This window comes from Streptomyces flavofungini (assembly GCF_041028215.1).
Taxonomy (GTDB): Bacteria; Actinomycetota; Actinomycetes; order Streptomycetales; family Streptomycetaceae; genus Streptomyces; species Streptomyces flavofungini_B.
Map to the genome: position 1 here is coordinate 1 of NZ_JASKYR010001309.1, position 457 is coordinate 457.

The following is a 457-nucleotide window of genomic DNA, read 5'->3' on the forward strand; positions in this document are numbered from 1 at the left end:
CTCTGCGACGGCCAGGCCCGGGGGGGGGGGGGGGGGGGGGGGGGGGGGGGGGGGGGGGGGGGGGGGGGGGGGGGGGGGGGGGGGGGGGGGGGGGGGGGGGGGGGGGGGGGGGGGGGGGGGGGGGGGGGGGGGGGGGGGGGGGGGGGGGGGGGGGGGGGGGGGGGGGGGGGGGGGGGGGGGGGGGGCCGGCCCGTGCGGTCGGCCGGAGTGGCTTGCGGTGGGTCTGTAACACAGTTACACCAGGAGCCGTGAAGGGTACAGAGACGCGCACGCTGAACCGGGGCGATGCGCTCGACGCCGCCGAGGACCTGGTGAAGCGGCACGGCCCGCGGGCCGTTGTCACGCTGACGGTCCTGCCGCCCGCCGCCCTGCTGCTGACGGTCCTGACGGTCCTGGCGGCCGCCGCCCTGCTGGTCGTCGCCCTTGTTGCCGCGGCGGTCGCCAGGACCGTCAGGAC

1 protein-coding gene is annotated in these 457 nt (G+C 82.9%); it reads left to right on the forward strand.

Annotation, left to right across the window (positions count from 1 at the left end):
- Positions 1-248: 248 nt before the first annotated feature.
- Positions 249-457, forward strand: a 209-nt coding sequence (locus AB8Z36_RS40665; RefSeq protein ID WP_369218369.1) for a hypothetical protein, incomplete at its 3' end; no start/stop codon positions are given.